The organism is Pseudomonas sp. NFIX49, assembly GCF_900115915.1.
Taxonomy (GTDB): domain Bacteria; phylum Pseudomonadota; class Gammaproteobacteria; order Pseudomonadales; family Pseudomonadaceae; genus Aquipseudomonas; species Aquipseudomonas pharyngis.
The window spans coordinates 538,291-560,862 of record NZ_FOYE01000005.1 but is presented as its reverse complement, the minus strand read 5'-3'; the positions used below and the strand labels follow the sequence as shown (position 1 = coordinate 560,862).

The 22,572-nt window shown below is 61.5% G+C and carries 21 protein-coding genes; 8 read left to right on the top strand and 13 right to left on the bottom strand.

Features of this window, described 5'->3' with window-relative positions; genetic code table 11:
* Window positions 1–74 precede the first annotated feature (74 nt).
* The gene (locus tag BMZ46_RS17480) at window positions 75–1,688 is read left to right on the top strand and encodes an EAL domain-containing protein (protein ID WP_170844919.1); all 1,614 of its coding nucleotides are present in this window, start codon (window positions 75–77) and stop codon (window positions 1,686–1,688) included.
* Here BMZ46_RS17480 and BMZ46_RS17475 read toward each other — a convergent pair.
* Both BMZ46_RS17475 and algB read right to left on the bottom strand, forming a co-directional pair.
* Complete coding sequence (locus BMZ46_RS17475; protein WP_074689760.1) at window positions 1,685–3,475, bottom strand: KinB sensor domain-containing domain; 1,791 nt, start codon at window positions 3,473–3,475, stop codon at window positions 1,685–1,687. The two genes, BMZ46_RS17480 and BMZ46_RS17475, sit on opposite strands and share 4 nt — an antisense overlap.
* Window positions 3,476–3,485: 10 nt before the next feature.
* On the bottom strand, window positions 3,486–4,832 hold the full coding sequence (algB, locus tag BMZ46_RS17470; protein ID WP_039764876.1) for a sigma-54-dependent response regulator transcription factor AlgB: 1,347 nt from the start codon (window positions 4,830–4,832) through the stop codon (window positions 3,486–3,488).
* Window positions 4,833–5,259: 427 nt separating this feature from the next.
* Between algB and BMZ46_RS17465 the strand changes: the two genes are divergently transcribed.
* The 5 genes from BMZ46_RS17465 to BMZ46_RS17440 all read left to right on the top strand — a co-directional run bounded on the left by BMZ46_RS17465 (window position 5,260) and on the right by BMZ46_RS17440 (window position 9,604).
* The gene (locus BMZ46_RS17465; RefSeq protein ID WP_074689761.1) at window positions 5,260–5,544 is read left to right on the top strand and encodes a hypothetical protein; all 285 of its coding nucleotides are present in this window, start codon (window positions 5,260–5,262) and stop codon (window positions 5,542–5,544) included.
* Window positions 5,545–5,611: 67 nt separating this feature from the next.
* Complete coding sequence (locus BMZ46_RS17460; RefSeq protein WP_003177151.1) at window positions 5,612–5,776, top strand: DUF1328 domain-containing protein; 165 nt, start codon at window positions 5,612–5,614, stop codon at window positions 5,774–5,776.
* A gap of 2 nt (window positions 5,777–5,778) precedes the next feature.
* Window positions 5,779–6,243, top strand: a complete 465-nt coding sequence (locus BMZ46_RS17455) for an inhibitor of vertebrate lysozyme family protein (RefSeq protein ID WP_039764879.1) — start codon at window positions 5,779–5,781, stop codon at window positions 6,241–6,243.
* 697 nt (window positions 6,244–6,940) lie between these two features.
* Window positions 6,941–8,272, top strand: coding sequence for a glutamate/aspartate:proton symporter GltP (gene gltP / locus BMZ46_RS17445; RefSeq protein ID WP_074689762.1), 1,332 nt, complete (start codon window positions 6,941–6,943; stop codon window positions 8,270–8,272).
* 102 nt (window positions 8,273–8,374) lie between these two features.
* Window positions 8,375–9,604: a nucleoside recognition domain-containing protein gene (locus tag BMZ46_RS17440; protein ID WP_074689763.1), complete on the top strand. Its 1,230-nt coding sequence runs from the start codon at window positions 8,375–8,377 to the stop codon at window positions 9,602–9,604.
* Window positions 9,605–9,607: 3 nt separating this feature from the next.
* On the opposite strand, the gene BMZ46_RS17435 is transcribed toward BMZ46_RS17440, so the two are convergent.
* From BMZ46_RS17435 to BMZ46_RS17395, 9 genes are all read right to left on the bottom strand, one after another.
* Window positions 9,608–10,234, bottom strand: a complete 627-nt coding sequence (locus tag BMZ46_RS17435; protein ID WP_074689764.1) for an ABC-type transport auxiliary lipoprotein family protein — start codon at window positions 10,232–10,234, stop codon at window positions 9,608–9,610.
* The gene (locus BMZ46_RS17430) at window positions 10,231–11,169 is read right to left on the bottom strand and encodes an MlaD family protein (protein ID WP_039764886.1); all 939 of its coding nucleotides are present in this window, start codon (window positions 11,167–11,169) and stop codon (window positions 10,231–10,233) included. The genes BMZ46_RS17435 and BMZ46_RS17430 overlap by 4 nt, the downstream gene beginning before the upstream one ends.
* A 1-nt stretch (window position 11,170) precedes the next feature.
* A complete protein-coding gene (locus tag BMZ46_RS17425; protein ID WP_039764888.1) occupies window positions 11,171–11,974 on the bottom strand; it encodes an ABC transporter ATP-binding protein in 804 nt (267 codons plus the stop codon).
* Window positions 11,971–13,119 (bottom strand): ABC transporter permease, encoded by a 1,149-nt coding sequence (locus BMZ46_RS17420; RefSeq protein WP_064592455.1) that lies wholly within the window; start codon window positions 13,117–13,119, stop codon window positions 11,971–11,973. The genes BMZ46_RS17425 and BMZ46_RS17420 overlap by 4 nt, the downstream gene beginning before the upstream one ends.
* A gap of 55 nt (window positions 13,120–13,174) precedes the next feature.
* On the bottom strand, window positions 13,175–14,203 hold the full coding sequence (locus tag BMZ46_RS17415) for a DUF5924 family protein (protein WP_039764894.1): 1,029 nt from the start codon (window positions 14,201–14,203) through the stop codon (window positions 13,175–13,177).
* A 75-nt stretch (window positions 14,204–14,278) separates the two neighbouring features.
* Window positions 14,279–15,670: a M16 family metallopeptidase gene (locus BMZ46_RS17410; RefSeq protein WP_074689765.1), complete on the bottom strand. Its 1,392-nt coding sequence runs from the start codon at window positions 15,668–15,670 to the stop codon at window positions 14,279–14,281.
* 94 nt (window positions 15,671–15,764) lie between these two features.
* Window positions 15,765–17,423 (bottom strand): Na/Pi cotransporter family protein, encoded by a 1,659-nt coding sequence (locus tag BMZ46_RS17405; protein WP_074689766.1) that lies wholly within the window; start codon window positions 17,421–17,423, stop codon window positions 15,765–15,767.
* 214 nt (window positions 17,424–17,637) lie between these two features.
* On the bottom strand, window positions 17,638–18,405 hold the full coding sequence (locus tag BMZ46_RS17400; RefSeq protein WP_074689767.1) for a TerC family protein: 768 nt from the start codon (window positions 18,403–18,405) through the stop codon (window positions 17,638–17,640).
* Window positions 18,406–18,476: 71 nt separating this feature from the next.
* Window positions 18,477–19,784: a CitMHS family transporter gene (locus BMZ46_RS17395; protein WP_007954069.1), complete on the bottom strand. Its 1,308-nt coding sequence runs from the start codon at window positions 19,782–19,784 to the stop codon at window positions 18,477–18,479.
* Window positions 19,785–20,120: 336 nt separating this feature from the next.
* On the opposite strand from BMZ46_RS17395, the gene BMZ46_RS17390 reads away from it, so the two are divergent.
* Window positions 20,121–20,522 carry a GFA family protein gene (locus tag BMZ46_RS17390; protein WP_074689768.1) on the top strand — a complete coding sequence of 134 codons (402 nt, stop codon included), beginning with the start codon at window positions 20,121–20,123 and terminating at the stop codon, window positions 20,520–20,522.
* On the opposite strand, the gene BMZ46_RS17385 is transcribed toward BMZ46_RS17390, so the two are convergent.
* A complete protein-coding gene (locus tag BMZ46_RS17385; RefSeq protein ID WP_074689769.1) occupies window positions 20,523–20,849 on the bottom strand; it encodes a DOPA 4,5-dioxygenase family protein in 327 nt (108 codons plus the stop codon).
* A gap of 84 nt (window positions 20,850–20,933) precedes the next feature.
* Here BMZ46_RS17385 and BMZ46_RS17380 point away from each other — a divergent pair, with 84 nt between their 5' ends.
* Entirely contained in the window at window positions 20,934–21,593 is a 660-nt protein-coding gene (locus BMZ46_RS17380) for an NAD(P)-dependent oxidoreductase (protein WP_074689770.1), read from the top strand.
* 4 nt (window positions 21,594–21,597) lie between these two features.
* On the opposite strand, the gene BMZ46_RS17375 is transcribed toward BMZ46_RS17380, so the two are convergent.
* A complete protein-coding gene (locus BMZ46_RS17375) occupies window positions 21,598–22,548 on the bottom strand; it encodes a choline sulfate utilization transcriptional regulator (protein WP_074689771.1) in 951 nt (316 codons plus the stop codon).
* Window positions 22,549–22,572 lie beyond the last annotated feature (24 nt).

Here is a 22,572-nt window from a genome sequence, read left to right as displayed (position 1 = left end):
GACGCCCGCCCGACGGTCAGGGCGAAATCGCAATCAGCAGCTATAACTCATTGGTAATTCTTCGGATATCCATGATGGTTGCTACCCGAGAGACGCTGCGTAGCTGGTTTTATCGCCCCTGGTTTCTGGCGATGATCGCGGCTGTCCTCAGTGCGAGCCTGCTGATCACCGGCGGGCTGTTCGTGGCCGTGCGCCAGGTCGAGCAAAGCGAAAGCCAGGAAATGAACGCCCAGGGGGAGCGGTTCCTGGCACGTCTGGAGCAACTCTTCGGCCAGTTGCGCGAAAGCCTCGACGACCTCGAAGCCCAGCCCTTGCGCAGCTGCGACGACGAAATGATCGCCACGTTGCAGCAAGTGACGTTCAACTACCGCTTCGTCTATGAAGCCGCCTACATGGACGCCACGCGGATTTGCTCCAACCGTCCGCGCCAGGAAGGCCTGTCGGTGATCCGTCCTCCGGACATCAAGGGCCCGACCTACAGCTACTGGCTGAACACCACCACCGAACCCGATGAAAACCGCGCAGCGCTGATGCTCGGGCGCGGCAACTTTCGCGTAGCCACCTCGCGCGGACATCTCACCGACATGGTCGACCTGTTGCCCGGCAGCAGCCTGCTGGTAGTGCTGGATCACGGGACCCGGGCGATTCCGGTGCTCGGCGTTCCACAGGTCTGGCCGCCCACCGAGCCCTGGCCGCCGAAAACCCCGAACGCGCTGCAAGTCACTCAGTCACACCTGATCTACCGCATGCCCACTGACAACCCGGAATACCAACTGGTGCTGATCAGCCCGCGCTCGGGCATGCACATTCCGGAGCTCTGGTGGTGGATGGTGCCTTTCTGTCTGGTGCTCGGTGCGCTGGTGGGCGTTCTGGTGTTCTGGGTCGTGCGCCAGCGCCAGTCGCTCGACGCCGAGCTGCACGGCGCCATCCGCCGTGGCGAGTTGCAGGTGCTTTATCAGCCGATCTTCGATCTCGACAGCCGCAACTGCGTCGGTGCCGAAGCCCTGCTGCGCTGGCGCCGGCCGGACGGCACGCTGACCAGCCCCGACCTGTTCATCCCGATGGCCGAGAACACCGGACAGATTCGCCAGATGACCGACTTCGTCCTGCAACGCCTGCTCGAGCAGTTGGGTCAGTTGCTGCGGGCCAATCCGCAGCTGTACATCTCGGTGAATCTGGCCGCCTGCGACGTGATGGTGCCGCGCATCGGCCAGGTCATGGCGCGGCTGCTGACCCTGCATCGGGTGGCGGCGCGGCAGATTGCTTTCGAGGTGACCGAGCGCGGCCTGATCGATGTGGTGGTAGCCCGGGAAAACCTGCAGGCGCTGCGCGATGTCGGGCATCAGGTGCTGATCGACGATTTCGGCACCGGCTATTGCAGCCTGGCCTATTTGCAAACCCTGCCGGTGGATTGCCTGAAGATCGACAAGGCATTTATCGACGCCCTCGGCCATGACGCTGCCAGCAGCGGTGTCGCGCCACACATCATTCACATGGCCCAGGCGCTGGACCTGAAGGTGATTGCCGAAGGGATCGAATTCGAGTCACAAGCGGCGCTGCTGAGCAGCGAAGGGGTGAAGTTCGGTCAGGGCTGGTTGTTCGCCCACGCCTTGAGCGCGGTGCAGTTCATCGAACTGATTACCCGTGGACGGCGACTCGCCGGCCGCCGGATCGACGACGAAGCCTAAACCGCCAGCGCCATATAGAACTGCGTGCCCTGCCCCGGCCGCGAGTAAACGCCCATCCGCCCACCGTGCAACTGGACGATTTCCTTGCACAGCGCCAGACCCAGCCCGGCCCCACCCTTCTTGCGGCCCACCTGAACGAAGGGTTCGAAAATCCGCCCTTGCTGACCGTAGGCAATCCCTTCGCCGTTGTCTTCGACGCTGATGATCACCCGTTCGCCATGGCGACGGGCCTGCAAGCGGATCAGCCCGTCGCGCGCCGTGTGGCGCAAGGCGTTGTCGATCAGGTTGTCGAGGACTCGATCGAGCTGCGCCTGATCCGCCTGCAAGCGTGGCAGCGGGCTCTGCGCTTCGACGGTCAAGGTAACGCCCTTCTGCGCTGCCGAATCGGCGAAACGCAAACGCGCCTGTTCAAGCAGGTCCTCGATGGAACACGGCGCCAGTGTGAGTTTCTGCAAACCGCTCTGATAACGCGAAAAGTTGAGCAGATCGTTGATCAACTGCATCAGACGCTGCATTTCTTCATTGACCGTGTCGAGCAGATCGGATTCGCGCGACTCCGGAGGAAACTTCGCCCGCTCGCGGAACAGTCCGAACGCCATGTGCATGCCCGTGACCGGCGTGCGCAGTTCGTGGGACGCGCGCAACACGAACTCGCTGCGCACCCGTTCGAAGGCGCGCTGCTCGGTGACGTCGTGCAGGACCATCACGGCGCCGAGTATATGTCCCTGGGTATGGCTGACCGGCGTCAGGCTGTAGGTCAGCAGGCGCGTTTCGCCGTCGACCTCAATGCTCAAATCTTCCGGCGCCCGCTCAAGGTTGCCACCGCGCAACACCAGTTGCAGCTGTGTATCCAGCTCCGGTCGCTGAAGCGCCGTGCCGAGGCCCTCGCCGAAACGGTCGCTGTCCCAGCCCAGTTGTCGCTGGGCCACCGGGTTCAAGTGTTCGAGACGACCCTGACGGTCGATCATCAGCAAACCGTCATCGATGCTGTCGAGCACCGCTTGCAGACGCTGCTGGCCGGCGAGCAATTCGTCGACATTGGTCGCCTGATGTTCGCGCAGGGCTTCGGCCATCAACCCGAAGCGCCGGGTCAGCAAGTTGATCTCCATAGCCGAGGACACCGGCAGGGTCACCTCGAAATTGCCTTGGCCGATATTGTCCGCCGCTTTGGCCAGCGCTTCGATCGGCGCACCAAAACGCCGGGCAATGCCCTGTGCGGTAACGAAGCCAATGATCAGCACCGCCAGCCCCACCAGTCCCAACAGGCCAGCGATCAGCAACGCGCGGTCGCGGGCGGCATGCTGGACTGAATTGATGTTGTCCAGTGCGTGCTTGTGCTCGGTAATCAATCCATTGCGCAGGGTATTGAAGCGCTCACGCAAGTCGCCACCGCCACTCAGGGCAGCAGCCGGGTCGCGGGAGATGTCGAACGCCTGGAGGAAGCTCAGATAATCGGCTTTGGCCTGACTGAATCCATACTGGCGATCGTCGTCTTTCTGCTCCTGGGCGATGCCCTCGTCGAGCAACTGGAAGTAATGCTGTTTGGACGCTTCGAACGCCACGGGGTCGGGCTTTTCGGCGAGCATCATGATCAGTTGATCGCCGAGGGTCTGGCGCAGCTTGAGCCCGAGATCGAGGGTGACGAAGTTGTTGCGGATCAGCGCCTCCTGAGTGCCGGCCATCTGCATCACGCTGACCAGCCCGAGCATCAGCCCGAGCAAGGCCACGGTGATCAGCGCGGAAATGCTCAGGAACAAGCGAGTCCGCAACTTCATCGCCAGTTTCATCGGCGGGCGCTCACAGGTTGTACTGCTTGCGCTTGCGGTACAGGGTCGAGGCGTCAATTCCCAGGGTCTTGGCGGCCTGATCGAGGGTGCCCGCGGTCGCCAGTACTGCGCCGATGTGGGCCTTCTCCAGTTCGTCGAGACTCAGCGCCGCGCCGACCCGTGGCGCATTGTTCGCCGGTTGTTCGGCCATGCCGAGGTGGCTGATTTCCACACGCTCCTGCGGGCAAATGATGCTGGCCCGCTCCACCACGTTACGCAGCTCGCGGATGTTGCCCGGCCAGCGATAGCCCAGCAGTGCTTCGCGAGCTTCGTCACTGAAGCCCCGGGCCGGACGCGCGTATTCCTTCACGAAGCGGGCAAGGAACCGGTCGGCCAGGGTCAGGATGTCTTCGGCCCGCTCGCGCAGCGGCGGCAAATGCAGGGTGATGACGTTCAGACGGTAGAGCAGGTCTTCGCGGAAACGTCCGTCACGCACCATGTCTTCGAGATTGAGGTTGGTGGCGGCAAGGATCCGCACATCGGCGCGACGGGTGACCGGATCGCCTACCCGCTCGTATTCCTTGTCTTGGATGAAACGCAGCAACTTGGGCTGCAATGTCAGCGGAAAATCGCCGATCTCGTCGAGAAACAGCGTACCGCCATCAGCCTGATTGACTCGACCCAGCGTGCTTTCACTGGCCCCGGTGAACGCGCCGCGACTGTGACCGAACAGCTCGCTTTCCATCAGTTCGGCGGTCAGCGACGGGCAGTTGATGGTGACGCAGGATTTCTTCTCGCGCTTGCTCCAGCCGTGAATGGCTCGGGCCAGCTCACCTTTACCGGTGCCGGACTCGCCGAGGATCAGGATGTTGGCGTCAGTGCCCGCCACTTGCCGCGCGGTTTCCAGTACGACTTTCATCGCCGGGCTGTGGGAATCGAGACCGTCCTTGGGTTTGCGAATCTCACCTTCGAGGGCTTCCAGACGCGCCGACAGCTGACGTACTTCCAGTTGCTTGGCGGTCGCCAGGCGCAATTGATCCGGGCTGCACGGTTTGACCAGATAATCGGCAGCGCCGGCCTGAATGGCGTCCACCGCGGTGTCGACGGCCGAATGGGCGGTGACGATCACCACCCGCATCCACGGCGCCTGAATGCGCATCTGCGCCAATACATCCAGGCCGTTGTCTTCGCCCAGACGCAAATCCAGAAAGCACAGATCGAACACCTGGCGTTGCAACAGCGCTTCAGCCTGGGCCGCACTGTTGGCAGTGGCGACAGAATAACCTTCGTCTTCGAGGCAATAACGAAAGGTTCGCAGGATGGCGGATTCATCGTCCACCAGCAGAATGCGGCCTTGGTGCTCAGTGGCTGATTCCATTTTTCCTACGCTCCATAAGTAAATGTCTTGGGTTAGTCCCGGAAAAATCGGGCAAGTTGCATGGTTGATTCTGATCGATTCCAGTCATAGCAGGGTAGCTCTCTCCTGCCCTCACAGCTAATCCACTGATTTTGTTGATTTTTTAAACATCGCACAGTTTCAGGACGGTTTCCTGCCTCCTTTTCTGACATCCGCACCCTGCTCTCAATTCAAAAAGAATGATTTCTCCTACGAAATAATCGTGCATTACGCACGACGCCGCGAGGGTCATCGTGCAGGATGCGTCGTCAGTAACTTTTGCAGCATCTATAACTATCTGATTTTATTAGATTTTTTTAAACAAAAAAGCTGGCATGCGGGCTGCAATACATCACTCAGCCCGGGCAGAAATGCACTGCCCCCACCGAACAAGAGTGAGGAACCCAGGATGACTCGCCAACGTGCCGCCCAAATGCGTATTTCGCCACTGCATCTGCAGCAGGCCCTGTTTGGCGCACTTGCGCTGCTGATCACTCTAATCGCCTGCCAGCAATACCTGCGCTGGGAGCAGAGCCAGCAGAGTGAGCCCCTGATTTCCATGCAACACGCGACGCAGACGCACTTCAGCGCCGTCAGCAGCAGCCAGGCCGACAACGGCGCGATGCGCATGATGGACGTCGACCAGCCACAACCGCTGGGCGACATGCCCCGTGAAGAACGCTGGGTTTTCTGATCAACGAATCTGGGCGCCCCCGCGCCGAGACCGGCAACATCCCTAAATAGAAGCAAGGAGAATCACCATGTTGAGCTGGGCAATCACATTCCTGATCATTGCCATCATCGCCGCAGTACTGGGCTTCGGTGGTATCGCGGGCACCGCCACGGGTATCGCCAAGATTCTGTTTGTCGTGTTCCTGGTGATGTTCATCGCTTCCTTCTTCTTTGGCCGTCGCGGTCGAGGTTGAACATGAAGGGGTTAAAGACACTGGCAGCCGCCCTGCTCCTGGGCGGTAGTGCCATGGCAATCGCGGCCAATGACGGTCAGGCGCGGGTCAACGAACTGTTGAGTTCCGACCCGCAATACAGGGAAACCTGGGAAGGCGTGGTGAAGAAGGAAGAACGCCTGCCGGAATGGGTGATGAACCTGTCCGGCACACCTGACCAGCAGATGAATGCCGTGACCGAAGATGGCGACAAGTATCTGGTCGGCCCGCTCTGCGAATCCGCAGACAAATGCATGAACCATCGCTTGATCGTCGCGTTCAGTTTCGACAAGAAAGACGCTTACGCCATGCTTGTGGATGTGCCCGAAGGACTGCCGGCGGACAAGTCGCCAACGCGACATGCCACCTACCGCTTCCTCGGCAAACCCGATCAGGGCATGCAAAACCTTCTGATGGAAACGCTGAAGAAAGATCCGAACTGGTATTGAACACGAGAGCAGCCGAAAGGCTGTCCTCCATTGCGTCGGCCCGAGGAAGGCCGGTGCATGACCAGGGGGCCGGGACGTTCTGACTGTTGCAGGGTCGGAGTGACCTACGGGTACAGGGAGTGCCTGCGATGAGGGCCGGGTCAGGGTAAAAGCTGCGACGCAAGTTCGCCAACCGGAGTGGTTCGACGGACTTGCGCTGGGCTTTCAACGTGACAAAACGTTGATCCAGAGCGTTCTGCTCAACTTTTTTATCGCTCACACTGCATGCGAAAGCATTTCGCGGTGTTTCCTGGCGACCGTATATCGAGAAAGAGTCGATCGAATCAGTCGGACATTTAGTTTCCGAACGTAGGCTTTTTCCTAAATTTTTCGTCGAAATCACTCGTTCAAAAAATAACCAACCTACGCTGTAATGGCCGGTTCACGGCACTTATGCCTGCCGAAATGTCGTATTCGAACCGGTTGGGACGCCAGTTTCATAAAAAAAAGCTCATGCCGATTCGGCATAGGGTAGGCGTTTACGGCATTAGACGGCGCAACCTTGCATCGGAATAGTTGCGCCTTTTTTCGCCTGCCGGAGAGCCGTAAACACGCGCTTCGGGGCACCTTATACGGAGGCAGATGCACAGACTTTTCCGCTGATGAGCGTTCCAGTTCCTGCATGTGCCTGAGTCAAACGCAAGTAAGGGTAAAGATAATGAAGAAGGCAAAGCTTAGCCTCGCCTGGCAGATCCTCATCGGTCTGGTATTGGGGATTGCAATCGGCGCGTTGCTCAACCATTTCAGCGCCGAAAAGGCCTGGTGGATCAGCAACGTCCTGCAACCGGCAGGCGATATCTTTATCCGTCTGATCAAGATGATCGTGATCCCGATCGTCATCTCTTCCCTGATCGTCGGCATCGCCGGCGTGGGCGACGCCAAGAAACTCGGGCGCATCGGCCTGAAAACCATCATCTACTTCGAAATCGTCACCACCATCGCCATCATCGTCGGCCTGCTGCTGGCCAACCTGTTCCATCCGGGTGCCGGCATCGACATGAGCACCCTGGGCACTGTGGACATCTCCAAGTACCAGGCGACCGCCGCTGAAGTGCAGCATGAACACGCGTTCATCGAGACCATCCTCAACCTGATCCCGTCGAACATCTTCGCGGCCATGGCTCGCGGCGAAATGCTGCCGATCATCTTCTTCTCCGTGCTGTTCGGTCTCGGTCTGTCGAGCCTGCAGTCGGACCTGCGCGAGCCGCTGGTGAAGATGTTCCAGGGCGTATCGGAAAGCATGTTCAAAGTCACCCACATGATCATGAACTACGCGCCAATCGGCGTGTTCGCCCTGATCGCGGTGACCGTGGCCAACTTCGGTTTCGCCTCGCTGCTGCCGCTGGCCAAGCTGGTGATCCTGGTTTACGTCGCCATCGCCTTCTTCGCCTTTGTGGTATTGGGCCTGATCGCCAAGCTGTTCGGTTTCTCGGTGATCAAGCTGATGCGCATCTTCAAGGATGAGCTGGTGCTGGCTTACTCCACCGCCTCCTCGGAAACCGTACTGCCACGGGTGATCGAGAAGATGGAAGCCTACGGCGCACCGAAAGCCATCTGCAGCTTCGTGGTACCGACCGGTTACTCGTTCAACCTCGACGGCTCGACCCTGTACCAGTCCATCGCGGCGATCTTCATTGCCCAGTTGTACGGCATCGACCTGTCGATCAGCCAGCAACTGCTGCTGGTCCTGACCCTGATGGTTACCTCCAAAGGCATCGCCGGCGTGCCGGGCGTGTCCTTCGTGGTGCTGCTGGCCACCCTGGGCAGCGTGGGTATTCCGCTGGAGGGCCTGGCCTTCATCGCCGGTGTCGACCGTGTGATGGACATGGCGCGTACCGCCCTGAACGTGATCGGCAACGCCCTAGCCGTACTGGTCATCGCTCGTTGGGAAGGCATGTACGACGACGCCAAGGGCCAGCGCTACTGGAACTCGCTGCCGCACTGGCGCAGCAAGGAAAAACTGCCGGCCGGTGACGTTTCGAAAAACTGATCCCCGCCCGCCAGGCACCCTGACAAACCCCGGAGAAATCCGGGGTTTGTCGTTTCTGGCGACCCCGCTATCATTCGCCGCATCTTCCGGGGGATTTGACTGATGCTTAATGGCCTGTGGCTTGGCTTCTTCATCGTGGCAGCCGTTTCGGCGCTGGGGCAATGGCTGATCGGCGGCAATGCCGGGATCTTCGCGGCGATGGTGGAAAGCATTTTTGCCATGGCCAAGCTGTCGGTCGAAGTCATGGTGCTGCTGTTCGGCACGCTGACCCTGTGGCTGGGTTTCCTGCGCATCGCCGAAAAGGCGGGGATTGTCGAGTGGCTGGCCAAAGCGCTGGGCCCGCTGTTCCTGCGGCTGATGCCGGAAGTGCCGCCGGGTCACCCGGCCATCGGCCTGATCACCCTGAACTTCGCCGCCAACGGCCTGGGCCTGGATAACGCCGCCACGCCGATCGGCCTTAAAGCCATGAAGGCGCTGCAAGAGCTCAACCCCAGCTCGACCATCGCCAGCAACGCGCAAATCCTGTTCCTCGTACTGAATGCCTCGTCCCTGACCCTGCTGCCGGTGACGATCTTCATGTATCGCGCCCAGCAAGGCGCGCCGGACCCGACGCTGGTGTTCCTGCCGATCCTGCTGGCCACCAGTTGCTCGACCATCGTCGGCTTCCTGTCGGTGGCGTTCATGCAGCGCCTGCGGGTCTGGGACCCGGTGGTGCTGGCCTACCTGATTCCCGGCGCGCTGATTCTCGGCGGTTTCATGGCGTTGCTCGCGACAATGTCGGCCGCCGCACTGGCGGGGCTTTCGTCGATCCTCGGCAACCTGACGCTGTTCGGCCTGATCATGCTGTTCCTGGTGATCGGCGCCTTGCGCAAGGTGAAGGTCTACGAGGCCTTTGTCGAAGGTGCGAAGGAAGGTTTCGACGTTGCCAAGAACCTGCTGCCGTATCTGGTGGCGATGCTCTGCGCGATCGGCGTATTGCGCGCATCGGGCGCGCTGGACTTCGGCCTCGACGGCATTCGCCATCTGGTGGAGTGGGCAGGGTGGGACACGCGCTTCGTCGATGCGCTGCCTACCGCCATGGTCAAACCGTTCTCCGGCAGCGCCGCCCGGGCGATGCTGATCGAAACGATGAAAACCTCGGGCGTGGACAGCTTCCCGGCGCTGGTCGCGGCGACGATTCAGGGCAGCACCGAAACCACGTTCTACGTGCTGGCGGTGTACTTCGGCGCGGTGGGCATCCAGCGCGCCCGGCATGCCGTGGGTTGTGCGCTGCTGGCCGAGCTGGCGGGTGTGCTCGGCGCTATCGGCGTTTGCTACTGGTTCTTCGGTTAAGGCTCAAGGCAGGGCAGGAGGGGCAACTTTCTGCCCTTGCTCCACCGCCCACGCCACGACTTTCGCGGTGAGACGATCACTGGCCTGACCGAACCCGGCCACTACCGCCGGGACCTTCACATCACTGAGCGGCTGACGTTCTTCGAATCGGCGACTGGCGAGAATTCGCTGGTCATAGCCGCGCACCAGCAACGCATCGACACGCACCACCACGCTGGCCTGATTGCCCTGATACTCGGTCTGAAACGCCTGCAGGCTGCCGCCCAATTCCAGGTCTGCCTGGAAGTTGCTGTCATCGGTGCTCAACAGCGACACCCGGCCATCGCGCTGGAATCCATCCAGTAACCGGTTACGCACCAGCACCGGCGCCGGATCGCTCCAGCGCGAGGCCTTGTAGCTGCTGATCACATCGCCCTGAGGAATCACCGCGATGCTTGGTCGGTTCAGCGCTTCACTGGCCTGCAGTTTGTTCAGACGCAGCGACCAGTGCTGAGCCGCCGCCGAACCGGCCGAGGCGGGGGCCTGTGCCGCCGGCAGGCGATAGACATCCGACGGTTCGGACTTGGGCAGGATCGAGCACGCGCTGATCAGCGTGAAGCCGGCGAGGAGGGCGAGGCGAGTCAGCTTCATGGCGTGAACTCCTTGTTCTTGTCACTGCCCAGCAGGTAACCGCTGGGGTTGGCCTCCAGGCGTTGGGAAATGGCGCGCAGCGAATTCAGAGTCTCCCTCAGTTCACGGATCGCCGGGGCCAGGCCGTTGAGGCCCTGCATGCCGCTGTCGAGGGAATTCTGATTCTTGCTGAGCAGGCCGTTGATGGTGACGCTGCTTTGCTCCAGGGATTTCATCGCCTGTTCGGCACTGCCGAGCGCCTGTTTGCCCTGATCGTTGAGCAGGCCGTTGGCGTTGCGCATCAGCGCGGACGTCTGTTCGAGCATGTTGCCGGCCTGTTTGCCGACCGTCGCCAGTTGCTGCATGGCCTGACGCAGGTCGCCGCGCTGATCGTTGATCGAGCCGGTGGTCTGCTCCAGATGCTCGAGGGTCTTGCTCACGCGCTCGATGTTGTCGGCAGAGAACATCTGATTGGCATTACTGAGCAACGTCGTGACCCCGCTCATCAAATCGTTGCTGTCGCTGAGCAGTCGCGAGATGGGCGAGGGCGAGGCGACGATGGTCGGCAGGTTGCCATCATGGCCCTTGAGTTTCGGACTTTGCGGCGTGCCTCCGCTGAGCTGGATGATCGAGGTGCCGGTGATCCCGGCCAGGGCCAGTTTGGCTTCGGTGTCTTCCTTGACCGGCGTGTCGCCGGCCAGACGAATCCGTGCCAGCACCCGACGTGGGTCCTGCGGGTCGAGGCGCAGGCTGACCACGTCGCCGACCTTGATCCCGCTGTACTGCACCGGGCTGCCCCGGGACAGGCCGCTGACCGCCTCGTTGAACACGACTTCGTAATCCTTGAACTCGGTGTCGACACTGGACTTGGCCAGCCACAGACCGAAGAGCAGGGCGCCTGCCACCACAATCACCGTGAACAGGCCGATCAATACATGATGGGCTCGGGTTTCCATGTCAGACCTCGTTGAGCTGTTTGGCGGCGTCCAGCGCCGAGCGGCCGCGAGGGCCGTGGAAGTATTCGTGAATCCACGCGTCGTCGGTTTCCGAGACCACGTCGATGGGACCGGCCACCAGCACCTTCTTCTGCGCCAATACCGCGACGCGGTCGGTGATGGTGTAGAGCGTGTCGAGGTCGTGGGTCACCAGAAATACGCTCAAGCCCAGAGCATCGCGCAGGGTCAGGATCAATTGGTCGAACTGCGCGGCGCCAATCGGATCGAGGCCGGCAGTGGGTTCGTCGAGAAACAGGATGTCCGGATCCAGCGCCAGCGCCCGGGCCAGTGCCGCGCGCTTGATCATCCCGCCGGACAGCGAGGCGGGGTACTTGTCCGCCGCCGACAACGGCAGCCCGGCCAGCGCCAGCTTCACCGCCGCCAGATGTTCGGCGTCGTCACGGCTGAGCCCGGCGTGCTCGATCAGGGGCAGGGCGACGTTCTCGGTGACGGTCAGCGACGAGAACAGCGCGCCTTTCTGAAACAGCACACCGAAGCGCCGCTCGATCAGCGAACGCTCATGCTCCGGCAGGCTCGGCAGGTTCTGGCCGAACACCTTGACCATGCCTTCGCTGGGCTGGCGCAGGCCGACGATGCTGCGCAGCAACACCGATTTACCACTGCCGGAGCCGCCGACCACGGCCAGGATTTCGCCTTTGTACAAGTCGAGATCGAGGTTCTCGTGCACGCTCTGGCTGCCGAAGCGATTGCACAGGCCACGGACTTCAATCACCGCCTCGGAGGGCGCGCGGGGTAGACGACTCACCAGCCCATCTCCATGAAAAACAGCGCAGCGACCGCGTCGAGCACGATCACCACGAAAATCGATTGCACCACGCTTGAGGTGGTGTGGGCGCCGACCGATTCGGCGCTGCCGCTGACCTTGAAGCCTTCCAGACAACCGATAGCGGCGATCAGGAACGCGAAGATCGGGGCTTTGACCAGACCCACCAGGAAATGTTGAATCCCTATGTCGCTTTGCAGCAGCGACAGGAACATCGCCGGCGAGATATCCAGCGACACCGCGCAAACCACCGCGCCGCCGACGATCCCGCAGATCATCGCCAGAAACGTCAGCATCGGCAGCGCCACCAGCAGCGCCAGCACCCTGGGCACCACCAGCAACTCCATGGGGTCGAGGCCGAGGGTGCGAATCGCGTCGATTTCCTCGTTGGCCTTCATCGAGCCGATCTGCGCGGTGAAGGCACTGGCGGTGCGGCCGGCCATCAGAATCGCCGTGAGCAGCACCCCGAACTCGCGCAGGAAAGCGAAGCCCACCAGATCCACGGTGAACACGCTGGCGCCGAAACTGGCCAGCACCGTCGCCCCGAGGAACGCCACCACCGCGCCCACCAGAAAGGTCAGCAACGCGACGATGGGCGCAGCGTCGAGGCCGGTCTGTTCGATGTGGGCGATCATCGGCGTGATCCGCCAGCGCTTGGGCCGGAAAAGGCTGCGGGCGATGGTTTCGAGAATCAGGCCGACGAAGCCGAGCAATTGCAGGGTGTCTCGCCAGACCGTGTCGACGGCCCGGCCGATGCGCGTCAGCAGTTGCACGCTGACGCTGATTTCCGGTTCCTTGATCGGCACGCAGAAGTCGGTCAGCGAACGATACACAGTTTGCAGCAAGGCGCGGTCGGCGCTGGAAATCGTGCAATCGGGGTGTTCGGCGGACTTGCCCAGCCGCTCCGAGCCGAGCAGCTCCACCAGCAGCGACGCACCGGCGGTGTCGAGGGCGCCGAGGCCGTTGAGGTCGATGGGGGTGTTGGCGTCGTACTGGCCGTGGAGCGTTTCGCTCAGTTGCTTGAGGTCGGCGTAATGGGCAAGCGTCCAGTCCCCGGTCACCCGCAGGCGGGCAGGGGTGATCGAGGTGTCCAGGCGGGCACTGCCGGTCATTGGGCTGCTGGTCATAAGCTCCGTGCTTGTTCGGCTATCGAGACGAACCTACGTAATAGCACGAACCCGGTTACTTTTCTTTGGTCGGTGTGCTGTCCGTGACCTCGAAGCGCAGCACGCCAATCACCTGACCGTCCTCGGTCAACACTCGCACCTGCCACTTGCCCGCCGGGTTGCCGGGGAAGTTCTGCTTGTGGGTCCAGGCCCGGTAGCCTTCCTTGCGCCCGCCGTGGATGTCGAGGGCGATGCGGTCGACCTCTTTGCCGTTGAACTGCCAGACGTGATAAATCCGCTCGTCGAGCCCGCGCGGCGCGTTGATCGCGGTGTAGGCGTAGAGCCCGCCGCCACGGATCTGCTCGGCGCTGACTTCCTTGAGGCTGGCGCCCGGAACCCGGTCCTGCACCTGAGTGCTGATCGCCACGTCGGTCATCCACAGCGTCGCCGGCGGCACCCACGAACGCAGGACCCAGCCCACGCCACCGATGCCGACCGTAATGCACAGGATCGCCAAGGCATTGCGCACGGTGCGGATCGGGAAGATCGACGCCAGGCTCGGGAACGACAACACCACCGCAATCCCCAGCGCCCATTTGAAGCTTTGCGAGGTGGTCAGGTGCATGATCACCGGCAGCGCCGTGAGCAGGGCGGCGAACAGGGTCAGGGTGTGCAGCGCTAGGAACGCCCAGCGCCGTGGCGCCAGCCATTTGTAGTAGAGCGGGTCAACGATCGAGATCAGCGCCGCGATGCACAGCAGCCCGGTGAAAAACAGCTGGCCGCTGTTCCAGGTGGTGGTGATGAAGAAGAACGGCAGGACGAAAAACAGGCTTTCCTGGTGGATCATCTGCGTCGCGTAACGCAGCAGCGGCTGGGGGATTTCCCGTTTGAAGATTCGCGTGAACAGTTTAGTCAGGCTGTTTTCCAGCATCAGCCAGATCCAGCTCAGCAGCATGATCGTGGTGATCCAGCTCGCCAGCCCCTGTTGCCGGTCGACCAGAATGAAGCTGCCGACCCCGGAGATGAAACCGCCGAGCGCAATGACCCCGGGATAGCGCTTCATCAGTTCGAGAATGCGCTGGATCAGGAGGGTCAATTTAGACATTTGGGCGGTTCACGACAGTCGAGGAAAAAACCCCGACAGAGTACCGCCCGCCGGGCCGTGTGGCGAGGCTGCCGGTCATTCCGGATGCACGGACTTGCGCCGATGCAGACGCCAGCCGAGCAGCATCAGCACCAACACGCCCAATCCGCCCGCCAGCAGCAACAACACCTGATCGTCGCTGAGCAGCGGTTTCTCGATCCGCAGATAACCCGGTTGCAGCAACAACTCGCGCATGGCCTTGTTCGCCGCCTCCAGCGTCACGCCTTGCAGCTCCCGCGCAGGATCGGCAAAGCGGCCATCCTCGTAGTCGCCCAGCGCGCTCCAGTAATAATCGGCCATGGCGCTGGTGCCTTGCACGGCCCAGGCCTGGTGGGCGATGGCGGCTTGTTTCAAGCGATTGAAGGTGTCGGCGTCGAGGCCGTTTTTCAGCAGGTCGGCCTTGAGGTCTTCCAGCACTTGTTCGGCTTCGGCGATGTCACCGCGATCCAGATCGGCGTTGAGGCTCATGAAGCCGACACCGCCGAACACTTCGCGCTCGGCCCACGGCCCGTAGGACAAACCGTGGTTCAGGCGCAACTGGCGGTATAGCGCCCACTCCAGGTATTCCTTGAGCAGGTCGAAGGTTTCGTCGTACTGGTCGTCCAGCACCGGCTCCGGCACCAGCCAGTGCAGCTTGGCACTGTTGCCGATGAAGCCGCGAGTGATCGTGCGTTCGTGGGCAGCGCTGGCGCGGATGTCCGGCAACGGACGGTGTTCGCTCGGTTCGACCGCTTCAAGTGCGCCCCACGCCCGTTCCAGATAGGCCGGCAGCAGTTTGTCGAGGTCACCAACGACAATCAGGGTCATGTTGTTCGGCGCGTACCAGGCCTTGCGCACCTTCTCCAGCTGCTCGCGAGTCAGGCCATCGACTTCGGCCCGCTGCGGGCATTTCAGGCCCAGCTCAACCGCCAGTTGATTGCTCGCGGTGTGGCCCAGGTCCTGCCGATCGAGGAAGCGTTGCAGCCGGGTGTAATGGCCGCCGTCCTCGCGCTCGACTACCCGTTTGGCCGCGTTGATCGCGTTGTCGTCGAAGCGGGTCTGGGTCAGCAGGTCCAGCAGCAGGTCGAGGACCTTGCGCTGGTTTTTCGCCGGGGCTTCGATGACGAACGTGGTGTCGGCGTTGCTGGTGAAGGCGTTCCAGTCACCGCCGAGTGCCTGCATGCGCTCTTCGAGACCACCTTCACCGGTGGCGTCGATGCCGCTGAACAGCAAGTGTTCGAGCAGGTGCGGCAGCTCCTTTTCATTGCAGTCGAAATCATCGAGACCGACGCCGATCACCAGCCGGATCGCCACGTGCCCACGCTCGGTGCCGGGCTTGAGCAGCAATTGCAGCCCGTTGGGCAGCGCATAGCCTTCGACCTGAAAACGATCCAGGGCGAAGGCGGGCAGGGAACCGAGCAGCAGACAAGCGAACAACAGGCAACGCATAACGAGCTTCCATACGGCTGAATTGGAGATCCGTGTCGTCAGTCCGGCCGCGAGGCCGAACCTTGAGTTACTGACTGACCACAACCCCAGACGTTCAAGGCGAATGCGTGATGTCCGCCATATCGTCCGCCGCCAGCGCGCCGGTATCGGAAGTTTCCAGCACCACATAGGCGCTGCTGCAGAACAGCGAGTTCAAACGTTTCATGTCAGCAATCAGCTCCAGGTGCAACGAACTGGTCTCGATACTCTGCACGATCTTGCGTTGCAATCGGCTGACATGGGCGTGGGCCAGACGCCGTTCCTGGGCGCGAAAGCGACGTTTCTCGCGCAGCAACTGGCGGGCGCTTTCCTTGTCGCCGCTGAGGAACACCGACAGCCCGAGCCGCAGGTTGGCGATCAATTGCTGTTGCAGCCCGGCCAGCTCTTCCAGTCCGTCTTCGGAAAACGACCGGCGTTGCGAAGTCTTCTGCTGCTGCACTTTGCGCAGCATGCGTTCGATCAGGTCGCTGGCCAGTTTGAGGTTGATCGCCAGCTCAATGATCTCCGCCCAGCGACGACTGTCCTGCTCGCCGAGATCTTCGCGGGGCATCTGCGCCAGGTACAGCTTGATCGCGCTGTACAGCGCTTCGACGTCATCGGTCAGCTTGCGCATTTCCTGAGTGATGGCGGTCTGTTTGCCGCGCAGCACGTCGAGGGTCGCGTCGAGCATGTTGTCGATCAGGTCGCCCATGCGCAGGGTTTCCCGGGCGGCGTTGGCCAGTGCCAGGCTCGGCGTGACCAGCGCGGTGGGATCAAGGTGGCGGGGCTTGGCGGTGCCGTTGACCTCCGGCCGCTCCGGCAGCAGCCAGGCACACAACCGCGCCATCGGCCCGACGCTCGGCAGCAGGATCAGGCAACGCGCGGTGTTGTAGAGCAGGTGGAACCCGATGACCATTTCCTGGGGGCTGAAATCCAGGCTGTCGATCCAGTGCACCAGCGGATCCAGCACCGGAATGATCAGCAACAGCCCGATCAGTTTGTACAGCAGGCTGCCCAGCGCCACCTGCCGGCCGGCGGCGTTCTGCATGCTGGTGCTCATGAACGCCAGCACACCACTGCCGATGTTGGCGCCGATCACCAGACCGATCGCCACCGGCAGACTGATCACCGCAGCGCCGGCGAGGGTGGCGGTCAGCAGCACGGCCGCCAGGCTGGAGTAGGAAATCATCGCGAACAGCGCGCCGACCAAGGCGTCGAGCAGGATATCGCCGGTCAACGAGGCGAAAATCACCTTCACCCCTTGGGCATGGGTGATCGGCGCAGCGGCCTCGACGATCAATTGCAGCGCCAGAATGATCAGCCCAAGCCCGATGGACACGCGGCCCATCTGCCCGAGCCGCGTCTGTTTGCGCGACAGAAAGAAAATCACCCCGATAAAAATCAGCAGCGGCGACAGCCACGACAGGTCGAACGTCAGCACCCGCGCCATCAGCGCCGTACCGACATCGGCACCGAGCATGGTCGCCAGGGCCGGGGTCAACGCCATCAGGCCCTGACCGACAAAGGACGTCACGAGCATGGCAGTCGCGTTGCTGCTCTGCACCATCGCGGTCACGAGGATGCCGGCGACAAAGGCCAGCCAGCGTTTGGACATGTTCTGGCCGATCACGTGGCGCAGATTGGTGCCGTACACCCGCAGGATGCCGGTTCGAACGATATGCGTGCCCCAGATCAGCAGGGCCACGGCAGACAGCAAATTGAGCAGGGTGAGCATGCAGACCCCCTGTAATGGCAGCGCCCCAGAGGGGCAAGTGGACGGTACCGCGCAATTTCTACGTTCTGATACTTAAGCTGTAGTTGGCTAACGGTCTGGGCGCCAGCATTGCACAGCTAAAGCGGGGATTGAAACAAAAGTGTCATGAAAACAGGTTCATGCAGCCATGAAAAAAGGGCCCGAAGGCCCTTTGATCTGTTGCGCAGCGTTCGGGTTACTGACCCGGAATATCCTTGCGCAGTTTCACCGGATCCTGCTGTTTGCGTTTTTTCGCGATGGCGGTGCGCATCTTGATGTTGATCGCTTCGACCGCCAGCGAGAACGCCATGGCGAAGTAGACGTAGCCTTTCGGTACGTGCACGTCGAACGACTCGGCAATCAGCACGGTACCGACTACCAGCAGGAACGACAGCGCGAGCATTTTCAGCGACGGGTGCTTGTCGATGAACTCGCTGATCTTGCCCGAGGCCAGCATCATCACCAGCACGGCCACGATGATCGCCGCGACCATGACCGGAACGTGGGACACCATGCCGACGGCGGTGATCACCGAGTCCAGCGAGAACACGATGTCGATGATTGCGATCTGGATGATGGTGTAGAGGAAGTTGCCGCCCTTGCCCGAAGGCTCGTCGCCAGCTTCGTCTTCACCTTCCAGTGCGTGGTACATCTCCTGCGAGCTTTTCCACAGCAGGAACAGGCCACCGAAGAACAGGATCAGGTCGCGGCCGGAAATGCCCTGGCCGAACACTTCGAACAGGTCGGCGGTGAGGCGCATGACCCAGGTGATCGACAGCAGCAACAGGATCCGCGTGATCATGGCCAGGCCAAGACCGAAGATCCGGGTGCGGGCCTGCATGTGTTTGGGCATGCGGCTGACCAGGATCGAAATCATGATGATGTTATCGATGCCCAGAACGATTTCCAGGGCGGTCAGGGTGAAGAAGGCAACCCAGATCTCAGGGTTGGTCAGCCATTCCATGTGTATTCCTTTGAGCGAGTGTTAAACCAGGACGCCAGCAATCAGCTGGCGTCCGGGTGAGTTTGGTGCCGTTACAACGTGCTGAACAGCGGGAAAGTCCCCAACAACAGGGCGGCGACCAGTATGCACAGGCAGACCAGCACTGCCCACTTCAGGGTGAAACGCTGGTGATCGCCGAACTCGATCCCCGCCAGTGCGACCAGCAGGTATGTCGACGGCACCAGTGGGCTCAGCAGGTGAACCGGCTGACCGACGATCGAGGCACGGGCCATTTCCACCGCGGTGATGCCGTAATGGCTGGCCGCTTCGGACAACACCGGCAACACACCGTAGTAGAACGCGTCGTTCGACATGAAGAACGTGAACGGCATGCTCACCAGCGCCGTGATCACCGCCAGGTACGGGCCGAGGAAATCAGGGATCACCGCCAGCAGGCTTTTCGACATCGCATCGACCATGCCGGTGCCCGACAGGATACCGGTGAAAATGCCTGCCGCGAAGATCAGACTGACCACCGACAGCACGCTGCCGGCGTGGGCGGCGACGCGATCCTTCTGCATTTGCAGGCAAGGGTAGTTGACGATCATGGCAATACTGAACGCCACCATGAACAGCACCGGCAGCGGCAACAGGCCGGCGATCAGAGTGCACATCAGGGCCAGGGTCAGCAGGCCGTTGAACCAGATCAGTTTCGGACGGCGGGCATCCGGGAATTGCGAGACGCTGATTTCGCTGTGATCGATTTCGTCGCCGATCAGGTGCAGCTCACCCAGACGCGCACGCTCACGTTTGCCGTAGAAGTAGGCAATGATCAGGATCGCCACCACACCGGCCGCCATCGCCGGGATCATCGGCACGAAGATGTCCGACGGGTCCACGTGCAGCGCACTCGCCGCACGGGCGGTCGGGCCACCCCATGGGGTCATATTCATCACGCCACCGGCGAGGATGATCAGACCGGCCATGATCCGCGGGCTCATGCCGATACGGCTGTACAGCGGCAGCATGGCGGCCACGCAGATCATGTAAGTGGTCGCGCCGTCACCATCAAGGGAAACGACGAGCGCCAGTACGGCGGTGCCGACCGAAACTTTCAGCGGGTCGCCCTTGACCAGTTTGAGGATCTTGCGCACGGCCGGGTCGAACAGGCCGGAGTCGATCATCAGGGCGAAATACAGAATCGCGAACATCAGCATCACGCCGGTCGGCGCGAGCTTGGTAATACCTTCGAGCATCATCGGGCCGATCTTCGGAGCAAAGCCACCGAACAGGGCGAACAGGATCGGGATGATGATCAGAGCGATCAGCGCAGACAGGCGCTTGGTCATGATCAGGAACATGAACGTGATGACCATGGCGAAGCCAAGGAAAGTCAGCATGGGAATACTCCAGGCGTAGCGCGGCTAGGTAAGTGAGCGGATCGGGTTGGATCAGCGCAGAACGGGAAGCACAAGGCGTACGAGCGGAGTGTCAGAAAAAAGGCGTGGGAGGAGGCGCGTTACAGAGGACATCAGAATCACCATTGTTGTTGTTAATTGGGCCTGTCGTGCGAGCAATCACACGCGTTGGCCAACCGGTCTGTTGCCGGCAGTGGGGGCGATCCTAATCGGGGAACCTTTCAGCTACCTTTCGCGCAAGAAAGCTTTGGGCGAACGGCCAACCGGCCGTCGGATGCGGGCTAGAGTCAATGAACACGGGAAGCGGAGGGCAGGGCGATGACTGAGTTGCACAGCGGTGGCTGCCATTGCGGACATATCCGCTATCAGTTCAGCGGAGCGTTGCACGACATCGCCCACTGTCATTGTTCGGTCTGTCGAAAGGTCAGCGGTGGCATCGTCACCACCTGGATCACGCTGCCGGCAGCGAACTTCCAGTGGCTGGCCGGAACACCTTCGCGCTACGACTCTTCAGACAGCTGCGCACGGTTCTTCTGCCCGAACTGCGGCGCACAACTGGCGCTGGTGACGCTGCTCAGCCCCGAGAGCATTGATCTGACGGTCGCCACACTGGATCATCCGGAGCAGGCCGCGGCCGAGCGGCATATCTGGACCGACAGCCAGTTGCCATGGCTGCATTTGGACGAGCATTTACCTGGCGAACCCGAAGAAACCATCTGATTAAAAAACAGACAGATCCAGCGGCCGCATCGCGCCCATCCAGATTGCATGGTCGGTGTGGTCGAGCAAGTCATCGCCGGTGTCCGGGTGCAGGAACACCACCAATCCCTTGCGATTGAGCGCCAGCCACGGCAGCACATCGCCGATCAGCTCCGGGCCGAAGGCCAGCTGGCAGCTCCAGTCCGGGTGCGGGCCGACCGGACGTTCATGCACGCGGCCCATCTTCAATGGAAACAGCGCTGCCGCCTGTTCACACAGCGCCCGCGCCTGTTCGATCGTGCTGGCGTCGTAATAAACGTGAGCGTGATAACCCTTGATCGTCTGCATCGCAAACCCTCTGAATCGGTTCGAACCCTCGGCGTTGCCCGTATGTCACACGCCATACAAGGGAAAACAAAAGGGACCTCAGCCATGAAAAATGCCGAAACCCCGGCGGTGAAAGTGGTGCTCTATGGTGCCATGAGTAGCCTGGGCAGTGCGTTGATGGCTGAACTGCTGCGTCGCCAGCACGAAGTCATCGCGATCCTCGACGATCTGACGGCGCTCGCGCCACGGCCGGGGCTGCGCACCAAAAGCGGTGATTTGCTCGATGCCGAGCGGGTCAATCAGAGCGTGGCCGGCAGCACGGCGGTGATCTGCCTGCTGAATGCACCGGGCTTGCCGCTGAGCAGCGATCATGTCGAGAAGTCCGTGGTGCTGGGGCCGGTGGAACAGGTGCTGGCGGTGGATGCACTGATCGATGGGCTACAGGCAGCGAACGTCTCGCGGCTGTTTGTCATCGGCGAATTCGAAGCACTGGACGATCCGGAAAACGCCGACCCGCTGCAACGCCACGCCGCTCTGGAAGTGCGCGAAGCCCTGCAAAGCAGCCCGCTGCACTGGACGCTGGTGAATGCACCGCGCAGCGTCGCCGGGCTGACGATCGAGCATTTCAATCAGGTCGGCCGCACGCTCGAACCGGGTCTGGCCGAACCGCTGGAGCGCCTGAACCGGGTAGCGGTGGGCATTGCCGATGAGCTGCGGCTGAATTTGCATCTGCGTCAGCACGTGGATTTTGTTGCCGCTTCCTGATCCGTTACACCGCAATCGACGGCAGCGCCAGCCCGGCCAGGGATTCGGCGCTGCTCGCCTGTTCGGCCATCAGCCAATCCACGAACGTCTGGATCAACGCGCCCCGGCGTTTGCGCTGCGGCAGCACCACGTAATAACCGAGACGCGACAGGATGGTCTCAGCGATCGGCCGGCACAACAAACCCTGGGTGAGCAAGTTATCCACAAGGTGCCGCCAGCCGATGGCCACGCCCTGACCGCCAATCGCCGCTTGAATCAACAAAGTGTAATTGTCGAAGCGCAGTTGGCCCGGGGCCGGCGGTGTGCTGATGTTCAGCGCGCGAAACAGACCGCTCCAGTCGAACCAGTTGCTGCTGTTTTCCCCGCGCAGGTGCAGCAATGGAAACTCCATCAATGCCTGGGCGGGCATGGGCAGGGGACGATCCTTGAGCAATTGCGGGCTGCACACCGGGAATACTTCTTCGCTGAACAACCAGTGACTTTCGCCCTGTTTGAAGCGACCGTCGCCGAACAGCACCGCAACGTCGATATCCGGGCGCAGCATGTTGTGATTGCGCTCGCTGGTGACCAGGCTCACGTCCACCTGTGGATAAGCTTCATGGAAGCGGTGCAGACGCGGCATCAGCCAATACGCGGCGAAGGCGAAGTCGGTGGCGACTTGCAGTACTTCGTGCTGCTGTTGTGAGCTGATCGCGCTTAATCCCGCGTCGATATTCTGCAAACCAAGGGTAACTTGCTCGAACAGGATCGAGCCGACCTCGGTCAGTTCGATGCCCCGGTAGATACGATCGAACAGCCGTGTGCCGAGTTGCTCTTCCAGCCGTTTGATCTGCTGGCTGATTGCCGGTTGCGTCGTGCCGAGCTCCACCGCCGCAGCGGTAAAACTGCGATGACGGGCCGCCGCCTCGAAAGCGCGCAGCAGGTCGAGCGACAAATCACCGAGGGCTTCATACATAAGCTGTGCTTATCCTAGTCATTG